This window comes from Pseudomonas putida, assembly GCF_003228315.1.
Taxonomy (GTDB): Bacteria; Pseudomonadota; Gammaproteobacteria; order Pseudomonadales; family Pseudomonadaceae; genus Aquipseudomonas; species Aquipseudomonas putida_S.
This window is the reverse complement of record NZ_CP029693.1, coordinates 629,986-645,442: the sequence shown is the minus strand read 5'-3', so window position 1 is coordinate 645,442 and position 15,457 is coordinate 629,986. Positions and strand designations below refer to the sequence as shown.

The window sequence follows — 15,457 nt, the reverse complement described above, 5'->3', positions numbered from 1 at the left end:
CAGAGGACGTGGCGGGTTAGCCACCGAGTGCGATGATTGCGGATACAAGCAAGGTGCCGGCGATAGCCAGGGCGAACGCCCCCAGCCAGGGTTTCAGGCCCGCGTAACGGGCCAGCACCCACCCGGCCACAAACAACATCCCGACGCCAACCAGGTTGGATACGCGCACGGCCAGGGCCGTCTGCGCCACCAGCATGAACGGCACCACGACGGGAAATGTCGAGAACACCACCAACAGGAAAACCCCGAACGCGCCCTTGAAATCGTCCAGGCCCAGGCGTGGCGACAGGCTCTTGGCCGGCGCCTGGAGCAAACGCTGTCGGAGCATTTCCAGCCCTTCGGTGCCGGCCGCCGTGGCGATACGCGGTGGCAGCGCGTCGGCCACCAGCGCCTGCCCGGCGACCGCATCGGGATCACTGTGCAGGCTGGCAAGCAAGGTGCGATTGCGACTGCGTTCGATCACCACCCGCAGCAAATACATCGCCGCGTCGGCCAACCCCCAGGCCAGGTTGCAGCCCAGCGCGGCGATCATCATCACCCGCTCGGCTTCCTGGTCGGTGGTGACGACGCTGATGGTTGAAGTGAAGGTCATGGCCATCAGCAGGCCGAAAATCACTTCCGTGGCGCGCTCGACCGGATCGAGTACGCGTGCCCGCTTTTTATCGCCAGTGCTTTGCATGGGTCCAACCTCGCTGGACGCGGGCGCTTTTTCAGCCCCGTTTCAGTGTAGTTTGAAACGCCCGTGACGCTTACAGCGACAGCACACCGCTATACAGCCCATAGGCTGCCAACCCCGCGCCAACGATGACGCAGGCGAAAATGCCCTTCTCGATGTTTGTGAACAGCGGCTGGCCCTGCTCGCGCTTGGCCTTGGCGAACAGGATCACCCCGGGCGCATAGAGCAATGCCGACAGCAGCAGATACTTCACCCCGCCGGCATACAACAGCCATACCGCATAGCCCAGGGCGATGGCGCCGATCAGCAAATCCTTGGTCCGTTGTCCCGAGGCCTGCTCGTAGGTTTCACCGCGCCCGCTCAACAGCACCGCATAAGCCGCCGACCACAGGTACGGCACCAGAATCATCGAGGAGGCGAGGTAGATCAGGCTGGTATAGGTACCGGCGGAAAACAGTGTGATGAGTAAAAACAGCTGAATCATGATGTTGGTCAACCACAGCGCGTTAACCGGCACGTGATTGGCATTTTCCCGGGTCAGGAACTCAGGCATCGTCCGGTCCTTGGCCGTGGCGAAGAGAATTTCCGCGCACAGCAAGGCCCACGACAACAAGGCGCCCAGCAGTGAAATGGCCAGGCCGACACTGATCAGCAAGGCGCCCCACGGGCCGACAATATGCTCAAGCACCGCCGCCAGCGACGGGTTCTGCAACGTGGCCAGTTCCGGCTGGCTCATGATGCCCAGCGACAACAGATTCACCATCACCAGCAGCGCCAACACGCCGATAAAACCGATGACCGTAGCCCGGCCGACATCCGAACGTTTTTCCGCCCGGGCCGAGTAGACGCTGGCCCCCTCGATACCGATGAACACGAACACAGTCACCAGCATCATGTTGCGCACCTGGTCCATCACGCTGCCGAAGCTGGGGTTGGCGCGTCCCCAGATATCGCGGGTAAAGATATCGGCCTTGAAGGCCACGGCGGCAATCACGATGAACATGATCAGTGGCACGACCTTGGCAACCGTGGTCAGTTGATTGATGAAGGCTGCTTCCTTGATACCGCGCAGGACCAGCCAGTGAACCGACCACAACAAAACCGAGGCGCAACCGATGGCCACCGGGGTGTTGCCCTGGCCAAAGACCGGAAAGAAATAACCCAGGGTGCTGAACAAGAGAACGAAATAACCGACGTTGCCCAACCAGGCACTGATCCAGTAGCCCCAAGCGGACGAGAAGCCCATGTAATCGCCGAAACCGGCCTTGGCGTAGGCATAGACACCGGAGTTGAGCTCCGGCTTGCGATTGGCCAGGGTCTGGAACACGAACGCCAGGGTCAACATGCCCACCGCCGTAATCCCCCAACCGATCAGAACGGCACCGGCTTCGGCCCGTTCCGCCATGTTCTGGGGCAGGGAAAAGATCCCGCCACCAATCATTGAACCGACCACCAGCGCTATCAGCGCCCCCAAGCGAAGCTTCTGTGTCGGCTGCGACATACTGGCGTCTCCCCCCACGGTAAGACTGACGTTGCGGAACCGTCGCGTGAATGTAACAAGCAGTCTGAAAGATAGCGTAATAACCCATTTGCGCTAATGGCCAACTGAAATTCTTATAGCCAATCGCAATAACTAAATAGTTCATTTACTTCGAACGGTTGCTTTTCCAGTGGCGGATCCAAAAAGCAAAAAGCCACTCTTTACAACAAAGAAAACTGAACTAACGTCAACATTCAGTTGTATCTGCAACATTAAAGCCAAGCCTCTGGAAAAGGCTTTTGCGGTGATCGAATGACTGCACGAAATATTAACAGCCAGTCATTTAGTCCGCAGTCGCATGCCATTGATCCAGGTCAGTCGATTGAACAGCGAATGGAAATAGTCTGCTTTCTCTCTTCTCGCACAATGGAGTCAACCAATGTCTGAATCTCCCGGAAAGTTGCGATTAGGTGCACTGGTTGCACTGGTGGTCGGTTCAATGATCGGCGGGGGGATTTTCTCGCTGCCCCAGAACATGGCTGCCAGTGCGGACGTAGGCGCGGTATTGATCGGCTGGGCCATCACCGCGGTCGGGATGCTGACCCTGGCTTTCGTGTTCCAGACCCTGGCCAATCGCAAGCCTGACCTGGATGGCGGGGTTTATGCCTACGCCAAGGCCGGCTTCGGTGACTACATGGGTTTCTCGTCAGCCTGGGGCTACTGGATCAGTGCCTGGCTGGGCAACGTCGGCTATTTCGTGCTGTTGTTCAGCACCCTGGGTTACTTCTTTCCGATCTTTGGCGAAGGCAACACGGTGGCCGCCATCATTGGCGCTTCGGTCTTGCTCTGGGCCGTGCATTTCCTCGTGCTGCGGGGGATCAAGGAAGCGGCATTCATCAACCTGGTGACCACGGTTGCCAAAATCGTACCGCTGCTGCTGTTTGTATTGATCGCGATTTTCGCCTTCAAACTGGACATCTTCACCGCCGACATCTGGGGGGTGAAAAACCCGGATCTGGGCAGCGTGATGAACCAGGTGCGCAAGATGATGCTGGTCACCGTGTGGGTGTTCATCGGCATCGAAGGCGCGAGCATTTTCTCGGCACGGGCGGAGAAACGCAGCGACGTCGGCCGAGCCACCGTGATCGGCTTCATCACCGTGTTGCTGTTCCTGGTGCTGGTCAACGTGCTGTCACTGGGGATCATGACCCAACCGGAACTGGCCAAGCTGCAGAACCCGTCGATGGCCGCGGTGCTCAAGCATGTGGTCGGTGACTGGGGCGCGGTACTGATCAGCGTCGGCCTGATCATCTCCCTGCTCGGTGCGCTGCTTTCGTGGGTATTGCTGTGTGCGGAAATCATGTTCGCCGCCGCCAAGGACCACACCATGCCGGAGTTCCTGCGCAAGGAAAACGCCAATCACGTGCCGGTCAACGCCTTGTGGCTGACCAACGCGATGGTCCAGCTGTTCCTCATCATCACGCTGTTTTCGGCCAGTACCTACCTGTCGCTGATCTACCTCGCCACCTCGATGATCCTGGTGCCCTACCTGTGGTCGGCGGCCTATGCACTGTTGCTGGCGGTGCGCGGCGAAAGCTACGAGAACGCGGCGTCCGAGCGCAGCAAGGACCTGTTCATCGGAGCGATCGCGCTGATTTATGCGATCTGGCTGATCTATGCCGGCGGCATGAAATACCTGCTGCTGTCCGCCCTGCTCTATGCGCCCGGCGTGATCCTGTTCGCCAAGGCCAAGCTGGAACTCAAACAACCGGTATTCACCCACGTCGAGAAGCTGATTTTCGCCGCAGTGGTCGTAGGCGCCCTGGTGGCGGCCTACGGACTCTACGACGGCTTCCTGACCTTGTAACAACTGCTTTTTATCTGGAGGAACACTGAAATGACCACGGAAAAAGTTAAGTACGGCGTTCATTCCGAAGCCGGCAAACTGCGCAAAGTCATGGTTTGCTCCCCAGGCCTTGCCCATCAGCGGCTGACCCCGAACAACTGCGACGAATTGCTGTTCGACGATGTGCTGTGGGTCGCCCAGGCCAAGCGCGACCATTTCGATTTCGTCACCAAGATGCGTGAACGCGGAATCGATGTGGTTGAAATGCACAATCTGCTGACCGACATCGTCGCCATTCCCGAAGCACTCGACTGGATTCTTTCACGCAAGATCACCCCCGATACCGTCGGGGTGGGCCTGATCAATGAAGTGGACTCCTGGCTGCGCAGCCTGGAACCTCGCCACATCGCCGAGTTCCTGATTGGCGGCGTGTCGGGCGATGACCTGCCGGATGCGTTCGGCGGCAAAGCGATCCAGATGTTCCGCGACTTCCTCGGCAACTCCAGCTTCCTGTTGCCGCCACTGCCCAACACCCAATTCACCCGCGACACCACCTGCTGGATCTACGGTGGCGTGACGCTCAACCCCATGTACTGGCCGGCGCGCCGCCAGGAAACCCTGCTGACCACCGCCATCTATAAATTCCACCCGCAATTCACCAACGCCGACTTCCAGATCTGGTACGGCGACCCGGACAAGGATCACGGCGCTTCGACCCTGGAAGGCGGCGACGTGATGCCGATCGGCAACGGTGTGGTCCTGATCGGCATGGGCGAACGCTCGTCCCGCCAGGCCATTGGTCAACTGGCAATCAACCTGTTCAAGAACAAGGCCGTGGAAAAAGTCGTGGTCGCCGGCCTGCCCAAATCCCGCGCGGCGATGCACCTGGACACCGTGTTCAGTTTCTGCGACCGCGACCTGGTGACCATCTTCCCGGAAGTGGTGAACCAGATCGTCGGCTTTACCCTGCGCCCGGACGAAAGCAAGCCAGGCGGCATCGACATCCGCCGCGAAGAAAGCCACTTCCTCGACGTGGTGGCCAAGGCCCTCAACCTCAAGGAACTGCGCGTCGTACAGACCGGTGGCAACAGCTTCGCCGCCGAACGTGAACAGTGGGACGACGGTAACAACGTGGTGGCTGTGGAACCGGGTGTGGTCATCGGCTACGACCGCAACACCTACACCAACACCCTGCTGCGCAAGGCGGGTGTTGAAGTCATCACCATCAGCGCCGGCGAACTCGGTCGCGGCCGTGGCGGCGGTCACTGCATGACCTGCCCGATCATCCGCGATCCGATCGACTACTAACCCATCAACCTGTGGCCGCGCTGTCCCACGGGAGGCGCGGCCTGGCCAAAACCTTAGGAGATCCGAAATGGCGTTCAATATTCATAACCGCAATCTGCTGAGCCTGGAACACCACACCACTCGCGAATTGCGCTACCTGCTGGACCTGTCGCGCGACCTGAAACGCGCCAAATACACCGGCACCGAACAGCAGCACCTCAAGGGCAACAACATCGCGCTGATCTTCGAAAAGACCTCGACCCGTACCCGTTGCGCCTTCGAAGTGGCCGCCTATGACCAGGGTGCCAACGTCACCTACATCGACCCCAACTCCTCGCAGATCGGCCACAAGGAAAGCATGAAGGACACCGCCCGCGTACTGGGGCGCATGTACGATGCCATCGAGTATCGCGGCTTCAAGCAGGAAATCGTCGAAGAACTGGCCAAGTTCGCCGGGGTCCCTGTGTTCAACGGCCTGACCGATGAATACCACCCGACGCAAATGATCGCCGACGTGCTGACCATGCGCGAACACTCCGACAAGCCGCTGCACGACATCAGCTATGCCTACCTGGGCGATGCCCGCAACAACATGGGCAACTCGCTGCTGCTGATCGGCGCCAAGCTCGGCATGGACGTGCGCATCTGTGCGCCAAAAGCCCTGCTGCCAGCGGACGACCTGGTGGCGCGCTGCAAAAAATACGCGGAAGAAAGCGGTGCCCGCATCACCCTGACCGAAGACCCGAAAGTGGCCGTCAAGGGCGTGGACTTCATCCACACCGACGTCTGGGTGTCGATGGGTGAACCGGTGGAAGCCTGGGCCGAGCGCATCCAGCAACTGCTGCCGTATCAGGTCAACGCCGAGATGATGAAAGCCACCGGCAACCCACGCACCAAGTTCATGCACTGCCTGCCGGCCTTCCATAACAGCGATACCAAGGTCGGCAAACAGATTGCCGAACAATATCCACACCTGAAGAACGGCATCGAAGTGACCGATGACGTGTTCGAGTCGCCAGCCTGCATCGCCTTCGAGCAAGCGGAAAACCGCATGCACACCATCAAGGCGATTCTGGTGTCGACATTGGCTGATCTGTAAGCGCTGTCAGCTCGGCCGCCACAAAAACCTGTAGGAGCAAGGCTTGCCCGCGATGAACGACGAGGTTGATCTGACTGATCGCGTAACGGCCATCGCGGGCAAGCCTTGCTCCCACAGGATCACCGAACTCTGAAAGGACTTGCATCATGCGTATCGTCGTTGCTCTGGGCGGTAACGCCCTGCTTCGCCGGGGTGAACCGATGACCGCTGACAACCAGCGCGCCAACATCCGGATCGCCACCGAACAGATCGCCAAGATCCATCCCGGCAACCAACTGGTCATCGCCCACGGCAATGGCCCTCAAGTCGGCCTGCTGTCGCTGCAAGCGGCGGCCTACACTTCGGTAACCCCTTACCCGCTGGACGTGCTCGGTGCCGAAACCGAAGGCATGATCGGCTACATCATCGAACAGGAACTGGGCAACCTGCTGGACTTCGAAGTGCCCTTCGCCACCTTGCTGACCCAGGTCGAAGTCGATGCCAACGACCCGGCGTTCAAGAACCCGACCAAACCCATCGGCCCGGTGTATTCCAAGGCCGATGCTGAAAAACTCGCCGCCGAAAAAGGCTGGGCGATTGCCCCCGATGGCGATAAATATCGCCGCGTGGTGGCCAGCCCCAAACCCAAGCGCATTTTCGAGATCCGCCCGATCAAGTGGTTGCTGGAAAAAAGCAGCATTGTGATCTGCGCCGGCGGTGGCGGTATTCCAACCATGTACACCTCGCCCGGCAAGCTCGAAGGCGTGGAAGCGGTGATCGACAAGGACCTGTGCTCGGCGCTTTTGGCCGAACAGCTGGAAGCCGATCTGCTGGTGATCGCCACTGACGTCAACGCCGCCTTCATCGACTACGGCAAGCCGACCCAGAAAGCCATCGCCCAGGCTCACCCCGACGAACTCGAACGCCTTGGCTTCGCCGCCGGTTCCATGGGCCCCAAAGTTCAGGCAGCCAGCGAATTCGCCCGCCATACTGGAAGAGTCGCCGTGATCGGTTCGCTGTCGGACATCGAAGCGATCGTTCAAGGCAAGGCTGGCACCCGCGTGAGCACTGCGACACCGGGTATCAGTTACCGATAAAACCAAGTTCTGGGCAGGCTCATCCCCTGCCCCGGAACACGGCAATCCAAAGGGGAAAAGAAAATGGCCATGTTCGAGCCAGGTCACCTGCACATCGAGCGCCATGCGCTGAACGACAAAGATGTCAGCTACAACATCCACCTCAATTACGAGATCAATCAGGACCCCAAGCAAGGCAAAGGCATGCTGTTTCGTATGCACGGCAGCATCCAGGGCAAGGACATGGACGAAAAGTTTTTCCTGCCCAAGGAGGAGGCCTACAACTTCGCCAGGAACGTGACGCAAATCGCCGAGAAGTACGGCATTCCCAAGTCGATGAGCAACATCGGCTCAATGCACAAACACTATGACCTGATGTTCGAAGATATCCGCGCGCAGCTGAATATGAAGTCAGGCGATACGGTCAACATCGAGCACTTCGAGTAATTGCAGGGCCTTTAGCTGGATTCGTGCGGTCTAACCTACACATGGAAAAGCAGGCTTATGAAACCCATCCGTTCCCTTGCATCTGCCGTAGCCCTCGCCTCACTGTTCTCAACTGCCTGCCTCACGGCCCACGCCGCCGACATCCCGCTGGGCAGTCGCGCCATTGAAGGGCATATCGTGTCGCAGGTACTGGCCGTCGATCCGGCGAACTATCAGGTCACCATCGAAGGTCCCGACAAACAACCGGTCCCCCTGCAACTCACTGACCAGGCGAAAAACCTGCACAACCTCAAAGTCGGCGACAAAGTCGATATCCAGGTGATTCGCTCGGTCGCGTATGTGCTGGACACCGAAGTCGGCGGCGCGCCGAGTGTCAGCAAAGAAGCGATGACCGTGCGCTCGACCAAGGACAACCCCAACCCGGGCGGCGAAGCGGTGCGCCAGGTCAAGGTCACCTCGAAGATCACCAAGGTCGACCTGAAAACCCACGAAGTCACGCTGATGCCGCCTGAGGGCAAGCTCAAGGTCGTGAAAGTCGAGGATCCACAACTTCAGGAACGCATGAAAAAACTCAAGGTGGGCCAGACGGTGGACGCCGTTTATACCGAAGTGCTGCAGGTCCAGACATCACGCTAGAGAACGCATGACCTGAAAAAGAGGACCCGGGCTCGATATGACAGATCTGTTCAATGCTATCGGGCTCGGGTTGCTGGCACTGCTGCCGTTGACCAACCCTCCCACCACCGTTGCGCTGTTTCTCGCCCTGAGCAAGGGGCTGAGTCAAAAGGAAAAGGACACCCAGGCTTTCCTGACGTCGTTTTATGTCTTTCTGATCATGGCGGTCACCTACTACATCGGTGCGCTTGTCATGGATGCCTTCAATATTTCAATACCGGGCCTGCGCATGGCCGGAGGCGGGATTCTGGTGATCATGGGCCTGAAGATGCTGTTTCCGCCGCCACCTCAACCCTCCGTCCCCGGTAGCGCAGCCGAAGAGCCGACGTTTGCCTTTATCCCGCTGGCCATGCCCAGTACGGCCGGGCCCGGCACCATTGCGATGATCATCAGCTCGGCCGCCACCATCAAAAACAATACGTTTTTCCCGCCCTGGGTGTTGTTGGTGGCCCCGCCGCTGATCTTTCTCCTGACGGCGCTGATTCTCTGGATATGCCTGCGTTGCTCCGGTTTCATCATGAAAATCATGGGCCAGTCGGGCATTGAAGCCATTTCGCGCCTGATGGGCTTTTTGCTGGTGTGCATGGGCGCTCAGTTCGCCATCAATGGCTCGGTGGAAATCCTGCAAACCCTCATCGACCACAATGCTCATTTGCTGCGCCCGCAATAGATCCATTGCTGTGCAATAGGGATGAATGGCCGGTGTTTACCCGGCAGACAATCGGAAAATCAGCTGTACTGAAATACCGGGTTCATGGGAGATCGAATCATGAAAATGCCAAGGATGCCGGTTTGGCTGGCGATGATTTTTCTGCTGTTGGTGAACGGTGCAACCTGGGCCGCCACCGATCGCTCCGAAAAGCGCCGCGCCGCGCGCGATACCCGGCAGGAAACCCGTCAGGATGCGCGCCAGACCAATCAGGATTGTCGAGCGGCCGACGCCAAGAGCAACCCGAAATGCCGGCAGGATAAACGAGAGACCCGGCGTGAAGGCCGTCAAAAAGCCAGGGATATCAAGTACTGAAGGTGGGCATTCGGGTTGTGCACCGAACTGTGGAAATTGATCGAAAGATATGGAGAGCACGATGCGCATTCCATTGTTCTACGCGTTGTCGGTCGTAGTGTTGATGAATGGTGTTACCTGCCTGGCGCAGGCCGGGGATACGGCACCCGCCGCCCCTGCCCCGGTACCGGCATCTACCCCTGCCGCAACCGACGCGGCACCCGCTGCGGCGCAGGCCAAAGACCCGGTGTTCAACCAGGAGCAGCTCGATCAGATGACGGCGCCCATTGCGCTTTATCCGGATCCGCTGCTGGCCCAACTGTTGATGGCCAGCACCTATCCCGGGGAAGTCGCCGAAGCCGTCACCTGGTCCAAGGCCAATCCGAAAGCCACGGGCGATGACGCCGTCAAGAAGGTGGCGAATCAGCCCTGGGACCCGAGTGTCCAGTCGCTGGTCGCCTTTCCGCAGGTGCTGGCGACCCTGGGTCAGGACCCGGTCTGGGTGCAGCGCCTGGGTGATGCCTTCCTGGCCCAGCCCGACGATGTGATGGCCAGCGTCCAGCGCTTGCGGCGTCAGGCCCAGGCCGCGGGCAACCTGCAGAGCAACCAGTACCAGAACGTCACGGTGCAGAACATAACGCCGGCAGCACCGGCTCCCGAATCCAGTACATCCTCGTCTTCAGCCCCGGCCCCCGCGCCGGCCAGCAGCTCTTCCACCATCGTTATCCAGCCGGCCGATCCACAGGTGGTGTACGTGCCCACCTACAACCCGACCACCACCTACGGCACCTGGGCCTACCCGGCCTCGCCTCCCGTCTATTATCCGCCGCCACCGGCCTATTACCCCGGGCAGGCCTTGATGGCCGGGCTGGCGTTCGGCACGGGCGTTGCGATCATCGGCTCATTGTGGGGTGACTGCGATTGGGGTAACAACGACGTCGACATCGACGTCAATCGCTACAACAACATCAACCGCAACAACCAGATCAACAGTAACCGCTGGCAGCACAACGCCGCGCACCGCGATGGCGTGCCCTACCGCGACAACCGCAGCCGTCAGCAATTCGGCCGCCAACTCAACGGTGCCGAGCAGCGCCAGGCCTTTCGCGGCGACAACGCCCAGCGCGCCCAGGCCCGTGAAAAGGCCCGCGGTGCCATGGACCGCAGTGGTTTCGAACGACCCGCCACTACCAACCGCGAGGCCCGTCAACAGGCGCGGCAGGCGCAGTCCGGGATGGGCGACCGCAACCGCTTGCAAGGCGGCACAGACAGACCCCGGACGGCGGACAGGGGCCAGGGCCTGGACAGGAATCAGATCGCCAACAGAAACCAGGGTGGCGACAGAAACCAGATAGCCAATAGAAACCAGGGTGGCGAGAGGCACGTTCGCGATAACCAACAGCCCAGGAGACAGGACGCTCAAGTGAATCAACGCAGGCAGGACTCCACTCAGGCGCGTCAGAACTTTCAGAAACGACCGGCCGCCAGCCCCGGCAGTGCGCGTAACAATGCCTTCGCCGGTGCGCGCTCACCGTCTCAATCCAATGCACAAGCTCTGCGCGGTCGGGCCAGCCAGGCTTCCGCCCAGCGCCCAAGCGGCATGCGCGGAGGCGGTCACCAGGTCAGCAGGCCGTCTGCGCCAATGCGTTCGGGAAGGGGGGGAGGTCGCCGGTGAACAATCCACGTCGAGTCAAAGTATTCATGAACCTGCTGGCGCCTGCCCTGGCGCTCACCGCAAGCCTTTTGTGGTCGGCCGTCGCGACGGCGCAGGAAGCGTTCTCTACTCCGGAAAAGGCCGCCGAAGCGTTCGTCAAGGCGCTGGGTACCGAGCACGCCGATCAGGCGCGCCTGACCGAGTTGCTGGGCGAGGACTGGCGCAACGTGGTTCCCCGTGAAGGTGTGCAGCGCGAGGATGTGGACGCGTTTTTGAAGCAGTACCACGAGCAACACCAGATCGAGAAACCCAGTGATCGCAAGGCCATCCTCGCGGTCGGCCCTGACAACTGGACGATGCCCATACCGATGGTCAAGGACAAGAACGGCTGGCGCTTCGACATGAAGGCCGGCGCCGTTGAAATCCGTGCCCGCCGGATCGGCCGCAACGAACTCTCGACGGTGCAGTCGGTGCTGACCTATCACGACGCCCAGATGGAATATGCGACCCAGGACCATGACGGCGACGGTGCGCTGGAATACGCGCAGAAAATCTTCAGCACGCCCGGCGAACATGACGGTCTCTATTGGGCGGACGACGACAGCGGCCAGATCAGTCCGTTGGGCCCGTTGTTCGGCAACGCCTCGACCCTGGAAGACTGGCATGGCTACCACTTCCGCATCCTCAAGGGACAAGGCCCGTCGGCACCGGGTGGCGCCTACAGCTACCTGATCGGCGACAAGATGAGCCGTGGCTTCGCGCTGATCGCCTGGCCGGCGAAATACGATGACACCGGGGTCATGAGTTTCATGATCAGCCATGACGGGCAGGTGTTCGAGAAAGACCTGGGGCCCAACGGTGAAAAAGTGGCGTTGTCGATGAAGCTGTTCGACCCGGATGACAGCTGGAAGGAAGTGCCGACCGACCAGGCCCCGGACCAACCGACGTCCCTGACGCAGGTCCCCTGACACCCCACCGCCCTGTGTAGGAGCGAGCCTGCTCGCGATGGACGCCAACGATAACGCGGGACACCTGGCACCCCACCGCCCCATGTAGGAGCGAGCCTGCTCGCGATGGAGTCAGGAACACCGAGGGGCATCAGGTGCCCATCGTTATCGTTGACGCCCATCGCGAGCATGCTCGCTCCTACAGTTCACAGGAGTGAGCTGGCCAGCAACGCCTCCAGGCTCATCGGCTTGGCAAAGTAGTAACCCTGGGCCTGCCCCGCGCCCATGTCGCGCAGCAGGTTCAGGGTCTCTTCATTCTCGACCCCTTCGGCCACCACACTGAGGTCCAGCGATTCGGCCATGCGCACGATGGCCCGCACGATGGCGCGACTGCGCGGGCTGCTGGTCAGTTCGAGGATGAACGACTTGTCGATCTTCAAGCCGCTGAAGCGGTATTGGTGCACATAGCTCAGGGATGAGAAGCCCGCGCCGAAGTCATCGAGCACCACCGACATGCCGTTGTCGGCCAACTGCTGCATGGTCAGGCGGGCAATGGCGGGCTCGGCCACCAGCGCGCCTTCGGTCAATTCCAGGCAGATCCGCGACGGCTCGACCCCGTGCCGCGCCAACAGCGCCAGCACCTCCCCGGCGAATTCCGGGCGAGCCATGCTGTAGCTGGAGCAATTGACGTGCACCGCCGGCCAGTTGGCGTGCTCGGGCTGGGCGAGGATCACCGCGATGCGGGTGAGCATGTACAGGTCCAGTCGACCGATCAGGCGCAGGCCTTCGACGTCCGGCAAAAACTCGCCCGGCGCAATCACCCGACCGCCCGGCTGATGCCAGCGGATCAAGGCTTCAAGGGCCAACAGTTCACCGGTTTCGACACTGACGATCGGCTGGAAATACGGCAGCAGCTCGTCAGTGCGCTTGAGCGCATTGCGCAAGGCCCCTTCCCGCTCGACCTGATCGTTCACCTCGCGGCGCACTTCCTGGTTGAACACCGCATAACTGTCGCGCCCGGCGCTCTTGACCCGGTACATCGCTGCATCGGCATCGCGCAGCAAGTCTGCCGGCTCGTTGTGGAACTGACTGTCGGCGCTGACGATGCCGATGCTGCAGGAGGAAAACACCTGATGGCCATTGATGAAAAACGGCAGGTCGAACGCCGCGAGGATCCGTTCGCCGATTTCGATCAGCGTCTCCATCGGAGCCTCGGGCGCCAACACTGAAAATTCATCGCCCCCCAGGCGGGCCAGCATGTCGGTTTCCCGCAGGCAACTGCGCAAGCGATGGGCGGCGTGCATCAACAGCAGGTCACCGAAATGGTGGCCGAAACTGTCGTTGACCATTTTGAAGCGATCCAGGTCGATGAACATCACCGCCAGTTGCCCGCCGTCGCTTTCGAAGTGCGACCAGGCGAGGTTGAGGCGCTGTTGCAGGTACGTACGGTTGGCCAGCCCGGTCAGGGCATCGTGGGAGTTTTCGTGTTGCAACTTGGCGTTGGCATGGTCCAGCTCGCGAGTCCGGTTCTGCACCCGGGCTTCGAGTTTGAGATTGGCGGCATGGATCGCTTCGGCGGCAGTACGGCGCGACAACGCCGTATCGATATGCCGTGACACGAAGGTCAGCAGTTCCTGGTCACGCTGGCTGTAGCTCACCTGCGAGGTATAACTCTGCACCGCCAGGACGCCGCGCACCCCATCGCCATCGAACAGCGGAATGCCGAGCCAGGAATAGGCCCGCACCGCCTCGTCGATTTCGATTTCACCCTGGGCATTCAGTCGATCAGCCTCATCGTAGTCAACCAGACAGGGTCGGCGCTGGCGGATCACGTACTCGGTCAGGCCCCTGCGCCCACGACGCGCCGTCGGGCAGACGGTCTGCCGCTCATCGACGTAATAGGGAAAGGTCACCTCGCCGGTGGCGTCGTCGAACATCGCGATATAGAAGTTCTGTGCGAACAGCAGATCTCCGACGATGCCATGCAGGGTCTGGAAAAACTCGGTCATGTCCCCTGGCTGGCTCGACAGCTCGGCAATCTGGAACAACGCGCTCTGCAGGTGCTCGGCACGCTCGCGCTCGGCCACTTCCTGGCGCAGGGCGTCGTTGACCGCCGACAACTCCAGGGTGCGCCGCATCACCGTCTGCTCCAGGTCCTCGCGGTGCAGAATCCGGTCCAGGGCCATGGCTACGTGGCGGGCCACCACCAGAAACAGCGCACGGTCTTCGGCGCTGTAGGTGCGAGACACCTCGTAGACCTGCATGGCGAGCATGCCAAACACTTCATCGGAAGCATTTTTCAACGGCGCGCCCATCCAGAACTCGGGACGATCACCCACGCAATAGAAGCGGCCTTCGGCCTGCGCCGCCAGAATCCCGGCCGAATCGATCAGCAGCGGCTGGCCGGACGTCAGCACCTGGCCGGTCAACGACAGGCGCTTGGGATCGAGGTATTCGTAGTTCGAGGACTCCAGGGCATCGACGTCGATTTTGTCGACGTAATACGGGTAGTCGATCTTGTGGGTATGCGGGTCGTAGAGCGCGAGGTAGAAGTTCTCGGCGTCGATCAGGCTGGCCAGCAACTGATGCACACCGACCAGGAACACTGAACGGTCGCGGGTCGAACTGGCCAGATAGGTAATTTCATACAGCACACGCTGGGTGATCTGTGCGCGGGCCAGGGTGTTGGTCTGCACCTGAATGCCCAGGCGCTGGGCAAACTCGGCCAGCGCCGGCTGCGCGTCATTGTCGAGCGGCGCCAGCAGCCAGCCGAGCACACTTTCGCCTTTGCCGGTCGGCCAGCGTTGCAAGCGCCGGGTGCGGCAAAAGGCGTCGAATTCTTCATTGGAAACGCTGGCGGGCCATTGCCCCTGTGGATCGCCCTGCCCGACCAGATACATTTGCTCGCCGGCGCGATAAACGGCCCATGCCGTGGTATGGGGCCAGTTCCGCGCGGAATCGAGCAGCTGTTCGATCATGTCGTCGTTGCCGGCGTATGCCACCGCGGCAGTCTCCGAATTCCCTATCAGTTGAGATGCGACCAGGTCGCAGTCGTTCGATTGCCGCGGCGAACCGGTCAATTGACGAAAACTCATCAGCGCTCCATGAGCCAGAAACTGGCGGTACTCTTTTTCTAATTGCTAGCAAAGTGCCGGTGTCCCTCCTCCTTTATAGCTTATGAGATCTTTTTTCAATCATTTTATTTCTGGCGGGAAGACGTATTCCCTGTAGGAGCGAGCCTGCTCGCGAAAAACCTCCGGGCGACGCGTTCATTCAGGCAGCCAGCGT

At 60.4% G+C, this 15,457-nt stretch carries 13 protein-coding genes; 9 read left to right on the top strand and 4 right to left on the bottom strand.

The features are described from left to right. Positions 1-16: 16 nt before the first annotated feature. Entirely contained in the window at positions 17-679 is a 663-nt protein-coding gene (locus tag DKY63_RS02935) for a hypothetical protein (protein ID WP_110962740.1), read from the bottom strand. Between the two features lie 70 nt (positions 680-749). Beyond that, positions 750-2,177 (bottom strand): arginine-ornithine antiporter, encoded by a 1,428-nt coding sequence (gene arcD / locus DKY63_RS02930; protein ID WP_110962739.1) that lies wholly within the window; start codon positions 2,175-2,177, stop codon positions 750-752. 418 nt (positions 2,178-2,595) lie between these two features. On the opposite strand from arcD (DKY63_RS02930), the gene arcD (DKY63_RS02925) reads away from it, so the two are divergent. The 7 genes from arcD (DKY63_RS02925) (at position 2,596) to DKY63_RS02895 (ending at position 9,235) form a co-directional block, all read left to right on the top strand. Beyond that, complete coding sequence (gene arcD, locus DKY63_RS02925; protein ID WP_110962738.1) at positions 2,596-4,023, top strand: arginine-ornithine antiporter; 1,428 nt, start codon at positions 2,596-2,598, stop codon at positions 4,021-4,023. A gap of 30 nt (positions 4,024-4,053) precedes the next feature. Beyond that, positions 4,054-5,310, top strand: coding sequence for an arginine deiminase (gene arcA, locus DKY63_RS02920; RefSeq protein WP_110962737.1), 1,257 nt, complete (start codon positions 4,054-4,056; stop codon positions 5,308-5,310). 67 nt (positions 5,311-5,377) lie between these two features. Continuing rightward, positions 5,378-6,388 (top strand): ornithine carbamoyltransferase, encoded by a 1,011-nt coding sequence (locus tag DKY63_RS02915; protein WP_110962736.1) that lies wholly within the window; start codon positions 5,378-5,380, stop codon positions 6,386-6,388. Positions 6,389-6,534: 146 nt separating this feature from the next. Next, complete coding sequence (arcC, locus tag DKY63_RS02910) at positions 6,535-7,464, top strand: carbamate kinase (protein WP_110962735.1); 930 nt, start codon at positions 6,535-6,537, stop codon at positions 7,462-7,464. A gap of 63 nt (positions 7,465-7,527) precedes the next feature. After that, positions 7,528-7,890: a DUF5064 family protein gene (locus tag DKY63_RS02905; protein ID WP_110962734.1), complete on the top strand. Its 363-nt coding sequence runs from the start codon at positions 7,528-7,530 to the stop codon at positions 7,888-7,890. Positions 7,891-7,947: 57 nt separating this feature from the next. Beyond that, positions 7,948-8,526 (top strand): hypothetical protein, encoded by a 579-nt coding sequence (locus DKY63_RS02900; RefSeq protein WP_110962733.1) that lies wholly within the window; start codon positions 7,948-7,950, stop codon positions 8,524-8,526. 37 nt (positions 8,527-8,563) lie between these two features. After that, the gene (locus DKY63_RS02895) at positions 8,564-9,235 is read left to right on the top strand and encodes a MarC family NAAT transporter (RefSeq protein ID WP_110962732.1); all 672 of its coding nucleotides are present in this window, start codon (positions 8,564-8,566) and stop codon (positions 9,233-9,235) included. Between the two features lie 36 nt (positions 9,236-9,271). Here the strand turns inward: DKY63_RS02895 and DKY63_RS32075 are convergent, their stop codons facing one another. Further along, positions 9,272-9,658 (bottom strand): hypothetical protein, encoded by a 387-nt coding sequence (locus DKY63_RS32075; protein ID WP_162634830.1) that lies wholly within the window; start codon positions 9,656-9,658, stop codon positions 9,272-9,274. On the opposite strand from DKY63_RS32075, the gene DKY63_RS02885 reads away from it, so the two are divergent. Continuing rightward, positions 9,651-11,243, top strand: a complete 1,593-nt coding sequence (locus DKY63_RS02885; protein WP_110962730.1) for a DUF3300 domain-containing protein — start codon at positions 9,651-9,653, stop codon at positions 11,241-11,243. The genes DKY63_RS32075 and DKY63_RS02885 overlap by 8 nt on opposite strands. A 26-nt stretch (positions 11,244-11,269) precedes the next feature. Beyond that, positions 11,270-12,190, top strand: coding sequence for a DUF2950 domain-containing protein (locus tag DKY63_RS02880; RefSeq protein ID WP_110967824.1), 921 nt, complete (start codon positions 11,270-11,272; stop codon positions 12,188-12,190). Between the two features lie 185 nt (positions 12,191-12,375). On the opposite strand, the gene DKY63_RS02875 is transcribed toward DKY63_RS02880, so the two are convergent. Continuing rightward, entirely contained in the window at positions 12,376-15,264 is a 2,889-nt protein-coding gene (locus tag DKY63_RS02875) for an EAL domain-containing protein (RefSeq protein ID WP_110962729.1), read from the bottom strand. Between the last annotated feature and the right edge of the window lie 193 nt (positions 15,265-15,457).

Excerpts from the sequence above, each read along its gene's own strand:
- DKY63_RS02935 (WP_110962740.1), bottom strand. The coding sequence starts at position 679 with ATGCAAAGCACTGGCGATAAAAAGCGGGCACGCGTACTCGATCCGGTC.
- arcD (WP_110962739.1), bottom strand. The coding sequence starts at position 2,177 with ATGTCGCAGCCGACACAGAAGCTTCGCTTGGGGGCGCTGATAGCGCTG.
- arcD (WP_110962738.1), top strand. The coding sequence starts at position 2,596 with ATGTCTGAATCTCCCGGAAAGTTGCGATTAGGTGCACTGGTTGCACTG.
- arcA (WP_110962737.1), top strand. The coding sequence starts at position 4,054 with ATGACCACGGAAAAAGTTAAGTACGGCGTTCATTCCGAAGCCGGCAAA.
- DKY63_RS02915 (WP_110962736.1), top strand. The coding sequence starts at position 5,378 with ATGGCGTTCAATATTCATAACCGCAATCTGCTGAGCCTGGAACACCAC.
- arcC (WP_110962735.1), top strand. The coding sequence starts at position 6,535 with ATGCGTATCGTCGTTGCTCTGGGCGGTAACGCCCTGCTTCGCCGGGGT.
- DKY63_RS02905 (WP_110962734.1), top strand. The coding sequence starts at position 7,528 with ATGGCCATGTTCGAGCCAGGTCACCTGCACATCGAGCGCCATGCGCTG.
- DKY63_RS02900 (WP_110962733.1), top strand. The coding sequence starts at position 7,948 with ATGAAACCCATCCGTTCCCTTGCATCTGCCGTAGCCCTCGCCTCACTG.
- DKY63_RS02895 (WP_110962732.1), top strand. The coding sequence starts at position 8,564 with ATGACAGATCTGTTCAATGCTATCGGGCTCGGGTTGCTGGCACTGCTG.
- DKY63_RS02885 (WP_110962730.1), top strand. The coding sequence starts at position 9,651 with ATGCGCATTCCATTGTTCTACGCGTTGTCGGTCGTAGTGTTGATGAAT.
- DKY63_RS32075 (WP_162634830.1), bottom strand. The coding sequence starts at position 9,658 with ATGCGCATCGTGCTCTCCATATCTTTCGATCAATTTCCACAGTTCGGT.
- DKY63_RS02880 (WP_110967824.1), top strand. The coding sequence starts at position 11,270 with ATGAACCTGCTGGCGCCTGCCCTGGCGCTCACCGCAAGCCTTTTGTGG.
- DKY63_RS02875 (WP_110962729.1), bottom strand. The coding sequence starts at position 15,264 with ATGAGTTTTCGTCAATTGACCGGTTCGCCGCGGCAATCGAACGACTGC.